This window comes from Microcystis flos-aquae FACHB-1344 (genome assembly GCF_014698375.1).
In the GTDB taxonomy this organism is placed as follows: domain Bacteria; phylum Cyanobacteriota; class Cyanobacteriia; order Cyanobacteriales; family Microcystaceae; genus Microcystis; species Microcystis aeruginosa.
This window is the reverse complement of the sequence record NZ_JACJSW010000117.1, coordinates 77,340-87,863: the sequence shown is the minus strand read 5'-3', so window position 1 is coordinate 87,863 and position 10,524 is coordinate 77,340. Positions and strand designations below refer to the sequence as shown.

Sequence of the window (10,524 nt, the reverse complement as noted above, 5' to 3'; positions counted from 1 at the left end):
AAATAGATTTGTTTGTCTTTGAACTTAAAAGCAGATTTGGTAAATTCGGCACTTCCTCCCTGATGTTTTTTCTTAAAGTTAGGATACTTAGTACGACCAGCAAAGAAATTAGTAAAAGCTGTTTGTAAATGTCTTAACCCTTGTTGTAAAGGTACACAGCTAACTTCGTTTAAAAAGTCTAATTCTTCTTGCTTTTTCCAATCGGTTAGCATTGAAGAAGTTTGAGCGTAGCCTACTCTTTCTTGTCTTTCATACCAAGCTTGTGTTCTGAGATGGAGAGCTTTATTGTAAACCAATCTTACACAGCCCAATGTGCGCCGCAATAGCGACTCTTGTTTTGGTGTGGGGTAAAATCGGTAGCGATAGCTTTTCCATGTCTCACATTTTAGCATATATTTCGTAAATGTGCTAATATTTAACAGTAAAGCCGTCGTAGAACGACGGGGTTTCAGACCCAAAATTTCCGATGATCAATTTTACCTTACAGCAAGCCTTCGCCCGTCGTCATGCCCTGAAAGTGATCAGTGGGTTAAATAATTTCGATCGCTCGCAGGTTCTCTCAGTAGTTAAAGCCGCTACAGCCGGAGGAGCAACTTTTGTCGATATTGCCGCTAATGCTGACCTAATTCGGGCGGTAAAAGCCTTGACAAATTTACCCGTGTGTGTATCGGCCGTCGAGCCAGAATTGTTGCTGATGGCAGTGGCGGCCGGGGCCGATTTAATTGAGATCGGTAATTTCGATAGTTTTTATGCTCAAGGACGCATTTTTGAGGCGGCGGAAGTTTTAGCCCTAACCCGTCAAACTCGCGACTTACTGCCCGAAATTACCCTGTCTGTGACAGTTCCCCATCTGCTGCCCCTCGATGAACAGGTGAGACTAGCGGAAGCTTTAGTTAGTCAGGGTGCTGACATTATTCAAACCGAAGGCGGCACTAGCAGTCAACCCCGTCACGCCGGTATTTTGGGACTGATTGAAAAAGCTGCCCCGACTTTAGCAGCAGCCCACGCTATTTCCCATGCGGTTAAGGTTCCCGTCCTCTGCGCTTCCGGTTTATCGATTGTCACCGCTCCTATGGCGATCGCTGCTGGAGCGGCCGGTATCGGTGTTGGTTCGGCGATCAATCAATTGGATAATGAAGTGGCCATGGTGGCAGCCGTGCGCGGTTTAGTCGAATCTCTGCAAGCACAACCGGTCCATATTGGCAACTAGAACAATTTTTGTCTAGATACGACGGAGAAGGGGCTGTTTTCCCTTCTCTTTTTCCCACTGCTCACTGCTCACTGAAAAGCCCCCCAACCCCATCAACTGTGGTAAAATGCGCTATGGCTCAAAACATTAGAGATAGAAGCACTCCACCATGATTCGAGATATCTTCATGCCCGCGCTCAGTTCCACCATGACCGAAGGAAAAATAGTTTCTTGGGTGAAGTCCCCCGGGGAAAAAGTCAGCAAAGGGGAAACGGTGTTAGTGGTCGAATCCGACAAAGCCGACATGGACGTGGAATCGTTTTATGATGGCTATCTCGCTGTAATTTTAGTCGAAGCTGGCCAGGAAGCACCCGTGGGGGAAGCGATCGCCTATATCGCCGAAACTGAAGCGGAAATTGAACTGGCCAAAGCTCAGGGAAAAACCGCCGCCGCCGCCCCTAGCAAGCCCGTAGAGACCCCAGAAATCGCTCCGCCTCCCGTTTCGATCCCTGTCGCCGCCGTTAAAGATAATGGCCGTTTAGTCGCCTCTCCCAGGGCCAAAAAACTGGCTAAAGAATTAAAGGTGGATCTGAAAACCCTAGTGGGTAGCGGTCCCCACGGACGAATTACCGCCGAAGACGTAGAAAAAGCGACAGGAAAAGTCAGCACCGCCCCCGCTCCCGTCATTACTCCCCCGCAACCCGTCAGCGTCCCTGTAGCGGCTCCTAAAGCCCCGATTCCAACCAGCGCCCCGGTCGGTCGGACTGTTCCCCTCACCACTGTGCAAAAAGCCGTCGCCCAGAATATGTCGGTTAGCCTACAGGTTCCCACCTTCCAAGTGGGCTACACTATCACCACCGACCCACTGGATCAACTCTATCAACAGCTAAAATCCAAGGGTGTCACCATGACGGCCCTGTTAGCAAAAGCGGTAGCTAATACCCTCGCTAAACATCCTATAGTTAATGCCAGCTATAGCGACGCAGGAATCCAATACCACGGGGCGATTAACGTGGCCGTAGCCGTGGCTATGCCTGGTGGTGGCTTAATTACGCCGGTTTTGCGCTCTGCTGACCAGATGGATATCTATTCCCTCTCCCGCAGTTGGAAAGATTTAGTCGATCGCGCCCGCAGTAAACAACTGCAACCGGAAGAATATAATAGCGGTACTTTTACCATTTCTAATCTGGGAATGTTCGGAGTCGATCGCTTTACCGCTATCTTACCCCCCAACCAAGGTGCGATCCTAGCCGTGGGTGCTTCCCGTCCCCAAATCGTCGTCAATAAAGATGGTTTATTCGGAGTGCAAAAACAGATGACGGTTAATCTCACCAGTGACCACCGAGTCATCTACGGGGCCGATGCAGCCTCCTTCCTGCAAGACTTGGCTAAACTGATCGAAACTGAGGTGCAGTCCTTAACTATGTAATCAGAATCTAGACAGCAGGAGCCAAGGGAGTTTCTCTCTAGCTCCTGCTTTGTTGTTACTAAAAAAATGTAAAGAATTAGCTAAAATGGGTTTAACCCTATCTATCACCCGAAACTATCGCCCAAACAAGGCCAAAAAAAGTGTTAATCTCAGGGAACTTTAAGATCTAAGCCAATATCGGTAAATTAACCCTCGATCTCGCCCTATATATTAAGCCTACAATAACTCGTATTCCCACGACCTAACGCCTACCCATAGGAAAAAATGATCACAGAGAATAGTCGCTTACGTTCAGAATTTTTAAATACACAGGTTATCACTCGCAATACAGGCAAAAAACTCGGCGTTGTTAAAGATATCCTTGTAGATATCGATCAACGAGAAGTGGTTGCCCTGGGACTCCGCGATAATATCCTCTCCTTGTCGGGAATGCCTCAATATATGTATTTATCGAGCATCAGTCAGACGGGAGACGTGGTTCTCGTTGAAGATGATAACGTCTTGGAATCCGTCGATATCGATGCTTATACTCCCTTAATCGGTAGTGAAGTGATCACGGAAACCGGCGAACCTTTAGGCAAAGTCCGCGATTATCAATTTGATCCCCTTAGTGGTCAATTACATTCCATTGTCATCGCTTCCCTGGGATTGCCTCTTATCCCCGAACAATTGATCAGTACCTACGAAATTGCCATTGAAGAAGTGGTTAGCAGCGGTCCGAATCGCTTAATCGTCTTTGAAGGGGCCGAAGAACGTCTCACGCAGGTTAGTGTGGGGGTTTTGGAACGTTTGGGTATTGGTCGTCCCCCCTGGGAAAGAGAAGAGGAAGAAGCTTATTATACTCCCGCTGCTCGTCCGGAAAATCAGTTAGGTACGGGTATTCCCCTCCGCACTCCCGTTGAGGCCGCTAAACCCGTTGAAGAACGCTGGAGTGAGGATGAATGGGAAAAAGAACCCCTGCGCGCCACTCCCCCACCGCAAAAACGGGCCGAAGCTCGTTATTATGAGGAAGAATACGAGGAAGAAGAAGATAACTGGGGAGAAGCGCGCTCAGAACGCACAGAAAGCTTTTCTCGTCCTCAGTACGACGATTACGAGGATAAGGCCGAGGATGATATGTGGGATGATGACGTGGAACCGGATTACAATCCCCCCCGCGTCAATATCACCGAGAAGAAAAAAGAGAGAATCCCCGAATACGAAGACGGTTAATCTTTGATCATCCCCCTATCCATTAGTTACATCTTTCTTAACATAAAATTTGACAAAAAGAGGAAAGTGTGCTATGTGGCTCAAGGGGGGTTCTCTGGGGGGACTGATTTGATCAGATAGTTTCCCAGTCTGGCTGATATTATTTAACCTTTAATCAGGGCTATCACCGGGGCCACCAATCTTCTATCACCTGCGCGATAGTATAGGGACAAAACTCTGGAAAAATGCTAAGGAATAAACCTGTTTGTTTGGCGGCCTCTCGACGCGCTCTGGTATATTCCTTATCCAAAATTTCTGCGGGATAACCGCGTAAACTGGGACTATCCTCTAATTTGCGACGAATTTGCGATCGCCCATCATTGATGGAATCCAGCCAACTATCGGAGCGCCGTTGGGGTTGATATTGCCACTTGAGCAGATGAAGCAAAATTCGCTCCATTTGAGAACCAATCGCACTGCGTTCACTTTTCCCCAAATCCTCGATTTCCTCGATTAAATGCTCCCAGTCAATGGCATCCCAGCGTTGTTCCCGCAAAAGTTGAGCCGTATCCCGGGCCCAGAGAATTAAATCGCAATCGTAGGTGGTTGGCATAACCGGTTCCCTGTTTTTCAAGCTTTTCGGGTGGGATTGTGGGGTTAATTCTGTTAGGTTAACGATCCGGCGTTTTCTTAATGATAACTGATTACTGTCAGAGGTAAGGTCAAAAAGCCTGTGAACCCTGTATCAATAACAGCATCAATTACTTGCCTCTGTTTACTCTCATTGCTTACGACTAACCTAAGCCTCGCCTCGCAGTTTTGATCAACAATTCCGTTCATCATAAAGTTAAAGCAGACGACCTACGCCAAAGCGGTGAACGCCTTTATACCCAATTCGGACACGCCAGATTTGAGCATCAGGGTTTCGTTCAAGCAATCGATTAGAAGCAGTTATTGTGTCATTGGCAAGCTCAAAAGCCCCTGTTTCAATATCTATGGCTACAATCTTCCCATGATTGCCTTCCTCGACTTGGGGGCGCACCTGAGATTGATAAATCTCATTACCACGTCGGGCGAATTCTTCTTTGCTGTAGCGGAGTTGATTAACTGTCATTGTCCTGACCCCGTTGCAACTTTTGCCCTTCTATTTTAACCTAAACATTGGCAATCTTCGCTAACATTTCTCAACTAAGCCCACAAGAGCGGCATCGCATTTAGACTCACAGTTTCAATCAATGTGCATGGTGCGTTCCCCAAAAATCTATTGGTGGAGCGGTAGAAGTTGCATTTGGGGAACGCACCCTACAAGATTGCTGGAGCGGTAGAAGTTGCATTTGGGGAACGCACCCTACGGCGATTGCGATCGCACTTTAAGCTTCCAATTGAGCTATTTTCGCCCCAGTATTGTTTCGCTCAACCCAACCCACGAGGCTTAGACTCACCGCTTCAATCAATGTGCATGGTGCGTTCCCCAAAATCGATCGCTGGAGCGGTAGGAGTTGCCTTAGGGAACGCACCCTACGGCTCGATAGGGCTCACAAGATTTTTGTTTTTCTTAATTCGCCAGTTTTTTCATTTCTTACTATGTGCATTTGTTTGATTTTATCTGCAATCACATCTTCAATTATTTCAATTGCCAAATCAATTGGGAGTTTAATCAAACTATTCTTTTTCTCCCAATCAGAGCATAGCAAAACCCCAGCGACGTTGCCTTCTTCGGAAAAATCTGGAAAAATCACATAGGCATGAATAAATTGATGGGTTAGCAGTTTTAACGTTAGTTTGTTCTCTGTTCCTGAATCCAGGTCGAACACTTCGTCAATATAGTATTTTGTGTAGTCGTCTACAACCTTCCCTTTATTGGGGTAGGTCATAAACTTATATTCTTTATGGCTGGTTTGGTCAGTTAGTTTTCCTGCTTCTATCAACGCTCGAATGCTGAAAAATATCAACATCAATTCTCGTTCAAACAAAACCATTGACTTGAAAGACCAACGGCGTTGGAGCAATCTTTTTCTTAAAGAGGCGACATCTTGCTCTAACTTCTCTTTCCAGATAATCGAATCAATCATAATCTTTTTATGAAACTATTTTGCAAGGGGCAAGCAATTATTGTAGGTTGGGTTGACCCAAGGAAACCCAACAAAGAGTAACCTTTGGGGGGGTTGGGTTTCGCTTTTTCAAGCGAATTGAGCTATTTTCGCCCCAGTCTTGTTTCGCTCAACCCAACCCACGAGGCTTAGACTCACAGTTTCAATCAATGTGCATGGTGCGTTCCCCAAAATCGAGCGCTGGAGCGGTAGAAGTTGCATTAGGGAACGCACCCTACAAGATTGCTGAAAATGGGCGATCGATAGTCAAGCGATCGAGAGATGGGGATGACCACGACCCTAGGGGATTATGCAAGGGTGAACCACTTATCGGCAGGTTTCCGGTGGGCTAAAACCATAATCCGGGAGATTCCGGGCATCTCCGCAAGTCAGCTGAGACCGATTGACCCCAGAAAAAATCTTCAGAGCTACAACCACTATAACTAATAGCCGCTCCCCAATAACTGATCACTGAGAGACAGCTAAACTAAAAAGCCGTGCTAAAATCAGCATATCTAGGGTCGCTTGTGTAGGTGATGGATAGGCTATGTTTGAAAGATTTACGGAAAAAGCCATTAAAGTAATCATGCTCGCCCAAGAAGAAGCCCGCCGCCTCGGCCATAACTTCGTGGGAACAGAGCAGATTTTACTAGGACTAATTGGAGAGGGAACGGGAGTTGCCGCCAAAGTCCTCAAGTCCATGGGTGTCAATCTCAAAGATGCGCGCGTGGAGGTGGAGAAAATCATCGGTCGCGGTTCCGGATTCGTAGCCGTGGAAATTCCCTTCACCCCCAGAGCCAAAAGAGTTTTAGAACTCTCCCTCGAAGAAGCCCGTCAACTGGGCCATAACTATATTGGCACAGAACACCTCCTTTTAGGACTAATTCGCGAAGGGGAAGGTGTGGCCGCTAGGGTTCTGGAAAATCTCGGCGTGGATCTCTCGAAAGTTCGCACCCAGGTGATCAGAATGTTAGGGGAAACCGCCGAAGTGGCCGCCGGTTCATCTTCCCAAGGTCGCACTAAAACCCCCACTCTTGATGAATTCGGTTCCAATCTCACCCAAATGGCCAGCGAGGGTAAACTCGATCCCGTGGTCGGCCGGCAAAAGGAAATCGAGCGCGTTATCCAAATTCTCGGTCGTCGTACCAAAAATAACCCAGTCCTAATCGGGGAACCGGGGGTCGGTAAAACAGCGATCGCAGAAGGATTGGCCCAACGCATCGCTAACAAGGATATTCCCGACATTCTCGAAGAAAAACGGGTTGTCACCCTCGATATCGGCTTGTTAGTGGCGGGAACCAAGTATCGCGGCGAATTTGAGGAACGCCTCAAAAAAATCATGGACGAAATTCGCCAAGCGGGTAACGTCGTCCTTGTTATCGATGAAGTTCATACTCTCATCGGTGCCGGGGCAGCCGAAGGGGCGATCGATGCGGCCAATATTCTCAAACCGGCTTTGGCCCGGGGAGAACTGCAATGTATCGGGGCGACGACCTTGGATGAGTATCGCAAACATATCGAACGGGATGCGGCTCTAGAAAGACGTTTTCAACCGGTTATGGTCGGTGAACCCTCCGTAGAAGAAACAATCGAAATTCTCTACGGTCTCCGGGAACGCTACGAACAGCACCACAAACTAAAAATCTTAGATGAGGCCCTGGAAGCGGCGGCGAAATTGTCCGATCGCTACATTAGCGATCGCTTTTTACCGGACAAGGCGATCGATTTAATCGATGAAGCTGGTTCGAGAGTGCGCTTGATTAATTCCCAATTGCCCCCGGCAGCCAAGGAATTAGATAAAGAACTGCGGCAAATTCTCAAACAAAAAGATGACGCGGTGCGCGGTCAAGACTTCGAGAAAGCCGGGGAATTGCGCGATCGGGAAATGGAAATCAAAACCCAGATCCGGAATCTCGCTTCCACCAAAAAAGGCGAAGATGGCAACGATGAACCCTTTGTGGATGCGGAGGAAATCGCTCACATCGTCGCTTCTTGGACTGGGGTTCCCGTCAACAAACTGACCGAAACCGAATCCGAGAAACTGCTGCACATGGAAGATACCCTGCATCAGCGTCTCATCGGTCAAGAGGACGCGGTTAAAGCGGTGTCCCGCGCCATTCGTCGCGCTCGCGTCGGCCTGAAAAATCCCAACCGTCCCATTGCTTCCTTTATCTTCTCCGGTCCAACGGGGGTAGGTAAAACCGAGTTAACTAAAGCTCTGGCCGCTTATTTCTTTGGTTCGGAAGATGCGATGATCCGTCTCGATATGTCGGAATACATGGAACGGCACACGGTTTCTAAGTTAATCGGTTCGCCTCCGGGTTACGTTGGTTACAACGAAGGGGGACAATTAACGGAAGCGGTGCGTCGTCGTCCTTATACGGTGGTGCTATTCGACGAAATCGAAAAAGCTCACCCCGATGTCTTCAATATGCTTCTGCAAATCCTTGAAGATGGACGTTTGACCGATGCCAAAGGTCGCACGGTGGACTTTAAAAATACCCTGTTGATCATGACCTCGAACATCGGTTCTAAAGTCATCGAGAAGGGTGGCGGTGGTTTAGGTTTCGAGTTTGCTGATAATCAGGCCGAGGCCCAGTATAATCGCATTCGATCGCTGGTTAATGAGGAATTAAAACAGTATTTCCGCCCTGAATTCCTCAACCGTCTTGATGAGATTATTGTCTTCCGTCAACTCAATAAGGAAGAAGTCAAGGAAATCGCCGAAATCCTGCTCAAGGATGTGTTTAAACGTCTGACAGAACAAAATATTACTTTGTCTGTCACTGATAAGTTTAAAGAACGCTTGATCGAGGAGGGTTATAATCCGGCCTACGGCGCTCGTCCCTTACGTCGTGCGATTATGCGTCTATTGGAAGATGTTCTGGCTGAGGAAATTCTCTCCGGACGGGTTTCTGATGGGGATACGGCCATGGTCGATATCGATGAGGAAGGTAAGGTGAAAGTTATTTCGGGGGAAAGACGCGAGTTAATCGCTCCCGTGATCGAATAAATTCTCACTGGAATTAGTTAAATAAAAGGTGGGCTTTTTGCTCACCTTTTCTCATAAAAATAGGGGGAAAAGTGCGATGAAAGTTTGGGTTGTGGGTTGTGTTTTGTTATTTTTGTTGGTGGAATTTTATCAGTGGGCGAAGGGGTTTATTTTGCCTTTACCTCTCTATATTTTTGCCGGAGCTTTGCTATCGATCGCTTCTAATTATTCTCAAGATATGAGAAATTTATTTGCTACAAATGAACCGGTTTATCAAACTGCTAGTTTAAGTGATGTTCCTCCTATTTTGACGGCAGAAACCCCAATTACCAGCCTAGAAGCGGCAGCATCGGAGGATAGTAAAACGCTATCAAATTAGGCGGTTTTGTAGAATTGCCATGTCATAACTAACCTGAGTTCAGGATAAGCCGAAACCCTAATTTTACCTTAGCCAGTCAGCCCTATTCTTTCCTGGAAGTCAACAATACTACGGCGTGCGTCATCCTGAATACTGTACTCGCTACCGAAAGCGATTTGTAAGAATAGGATACTGTACAAAATGGAGAATACGATGCTGAGACTGAACCAGAAGGTTCGGGAAAGCATCAATTCTCTTAGAGGGGTTAAATCTAAAAAATAGGAGTTCTTTGTCTGCATAGTCTTCTGTAAAGTTTCTAAAAAGATTTTTACTCTAGTCCTTGCCATTCCGCTCGACACCAATTACAGAAAGTAGTAATTCCCTGTTCTATGTTAATAGAGGGAGAAAAACCTAGTCCTTGTAACTTGGCGATCGAAGCCTGCCATCGAAGAGGATTGCCAGGAGTTGACATCCCGTCAAAATTGATCGGATACTCTACTCCCATAGCTCGTAAAACCAGTTCGGCGATCTCGGAAATTTTCCACTCCTCCCCGTTAGCTAGATTATATACTTCCCCACGCATAGGAGCGGAATTAATCACAATTTCTGTAGCTCTCGCAATATCGACGGCATGAATAAAATCTCTACTTTCTTGACCTGTACCCTGTAAAGTTAATCGATTCTGGCTCAAAATTTTCTGACAGATATCCCAAATTACCTGACGGCGTAATCCTGGTCCGTAAGCGGAAAAAATTCGTAAACTAGCTGTGGGAATACTGTAAATTTTAGAAAATTCTAAACAAAGATTTTCGCTATAGAATTTATGAAATCCATAGGGAGACAGAGGAGAAGAACTTTGCGATTCTTCTATCGGTAAAGAACTTGGATTTCCGTAAACAGCCGCACTGGACAAAAAGATAAATCGACAACTAGGAGCGTGAAGGCGTAAGGCGTTTAGCATCTCGAAAGTTACTAGGGTATTCGCGTAGAAATCTGCCGATGGTTCGCTCATCGAAAGACCGACTGAAGCGCGTCCAGCACAATGAATACAGGCATCGGGAGAGTATTGATCGAGCAAGGTATTTAATTCATCTTTGCTGGGTAACCTAAAAGAATAATAATGTTTCAGAATTCCACTCGGTGCATTTTCAGGCGACGAGGTGTCTATGCCGATTACTTGCCAGCCACGCTGATAGAAATGCCTAGCGATATATCGACCTAAAAACCCAGCAACTCCTGTTATCAAAACAAATTTTCTGTTCATGATCTCTTAGG

At 46.8% G+C, this 10,524-nt stretch carries 10 protein-coding genes; 5 read left to right on the top strand and 5 right to left on the bottom strand.

Annotation, left to right across the window (positions count from 1 at the left end; translation table 11 throughout):
- Positions 1–392 (bottom strand): RNA-guided endonuclease InsQ/TnpB family protein (locus H6G48_RS09835; protein ID WP_190721383.1); only part of this gene is annotated, 392 nt, incomplete at its 3' end.
- A 74-nt stretch (positions 393–466) separates the two neighbouring features.
- Here H6G48_RS09835 and H6G48_RS09830 point away from each other — a divergent pair.
- The 3 genes from H6G48_RS09830 (at position 467) to H6G48_RS09820 (ending at position 3,830) form a co-directional block, all read left to right on the top strand.
- Positions 467–1,210 (top strand): DUF561 domain-containing protein, encoded by a 744-nt coding sequence (locus tag H6G48_RS09830; protein ID WP_190721379.1) that lies wholly within the window; start codon positions 467–469, stop codon positions 1,208–1,210.
- Positions 1,211–1,358: 148 nt separating this feature from the next.
- Positions 1,359–2,618, top strand: a complete 1,260-nt coding sequence (locus H6G48_RS09825) for a dihydrolipoamide acetyltransferase family protein (RefSeq protein ID WP_190721377.1) — start codon at positions 1,359–1,361, stop codon at positions 2,616–2,618.
- 264 nt (positions 2,619–2,882) lie between these two features.
- Complete coding sequence (locus H6G48_RS09820; RefSeq protein WP_061430398.1) at positions 2,883–3,830, top strand: PRC-barrel domain-containing protein; 948 nt, start codon at positions 2,883–2,885, stop codon at positions 3,828–3,830.
- A 163-nt stretch (positions 3,831–3,993) separates the two neighbouring features.
- On the opposite strand, the gene H6G48_RS09815 is transcribed toward H6G48_RS09820, so the two are convergent.
- The 3 genes from H6G48_RS09815 to H6G48_RS09805 all read right to left on the bottom strand — a co-directional run bounded on the left by H6G48_RS09815 (position 3,994) and on the right by H6G48_RS09805 (position 5,881).
- Positions 3,994–4,422 carry a DUF29 domain-containing protein gene (locus H6G48_RS09815; RefSeq protein WP_190721375.1) on the bottom strand — a complete coding sequence of 143 codons (429 nt, stop codon included), beginning with the start codon at positions 4,420–4,422 and terminating at the stop codon, positions 3,994–3,996.
- Positions 4,423–4,656: 234 nt separating this feature from the next.
- Positions 4,657–4,923: a hypothetical protein gene (locus tag H6G48_RS09810; RefSeq protein ID WP_004160621.1), complete on the bottom strand. Its 267-nt coding sequence runs from the start codon at positions 4,921–4,923 to the stop codon at positions 4,657–4,659.
- Positions 4,924–5,344: 421 nt separating this feature from the next.
- Entirely contained in the window at positions 5,345–5,881 is a 537-nt protein-coding gene (locus tag H6G48_RS09805; RefSeq protein WP_190721372.1) for a hypothetical protein, read from the bottom strand.
- 565 nt (positions 5,882–6,446) lie between these two features.
- On the opposite strand from H6G48_RS09805, the gene H6G48_RS09800 reads away from it, so the two are divergent.
- A complete protein-coding gene (locus H6G48_RS09800) occupies positions 6,447–8,912 on the top strand; it encodes an ATP-dependent Clp protease ATP-binding subunit (protein ID WP_002732350.1) in 2,466 nt (821 codons plus the stop codon).
- 76 nt (positions 8,913–8,988) lie between these two features.
- A complete protein-coding gene (locus tag H6G48_RS09795) occupies positions 8,989–9,270 on the top strand; it encodes a hypothetical protein (protein WP_190721370.1) in 282 nt (93 codons plus the stop codon).
- A 307-nt stretch (positions 9,271–9,577) separates the two neighbouring features.
- Here H6G48_RS09795 and H6G48_RS09790 read toward each other — a convergent pair whose 3' ends face one another.
- The gene (locus H6G48_RS09790) at positions 9,578–10,513 is read right to left on the bottom strand and encodes an NAD-dependent epimerase/dehydratase family protein (RefSeq protein WP_190721368.1); all 936 of its coding nucleotides are present in this window, start codon (positions 10,511–10,513) and stop codon (positions 9,578–9,580) included.
- Positions 10,514–10,524 lie beyond the last annotated feature (11 nt).

Bases quoted from the DNA above. Each gene is read 5' to 3' on its own strand.
- H6G48_RS09830 (WP_190721379.1), top strand. From the start codon at position 467: ATGATCAATTTTACCTTACAGCAAGCCTTCGCCCGTCGTCATGCCCTG.
- H6G48_RS09825 (WP_190721377.1), top strand. From the start codon at position 1,359: ATGATTCGAGATATCTTCATGCCCGCGCTCAGTTCCACCATGACCGAA.
- H6G48_RS09820 (WP_061430398.1), top strand. From the start codon at position 2,883: ATGATCACAGAGAATAGTCGCTTACGTTCAGAATTTTTAAATACACAG.
- H6G48_RS09815 (WP_190721375.1), bottom strand. From the start codon at position 4,422: ATGCCAACCACCTACGATTGCGATTTAATTCTCTGGGCCCGGGATACG.
- H6G48_RS09810 (WP_004160621.1), bottom strand. From the start codon at position 4,923: ATGACAGTTAATCAACTCCGCTACAGCAAAGAAGAATTCGCCCGACGT.
- H6G48_RS09805 (WP_190721372.1), bottom strand. From the start codon at position 5,881: ATGATTGATTCGATTATCTGGAAAGAGAAGTTAGAGCAAGATGTCGCC.
- H6G48_RS09800 (WP_002732350.1), top strand. From the start codon at position 6,447: ATGTTTGAAAGATTTACGGAAAAAGCCATTAAAGTAATCATGCTCGCC.
- H6G48_RS09795 (WP_190721370.1), top strand. From the start codon at position 8,989: ATGAAAGTTTGGGTTGTGGGTTGTGTTTTGTTATTTTTGTTGGTGGAA.
- H6G48_RS09790 (WP_190721368.1), bottom strand. From the start codon at position 10,513: ATGAACAGAAAATTTGTTTTGATAACAGGAGTTGCTGGGTTTTTAGGT.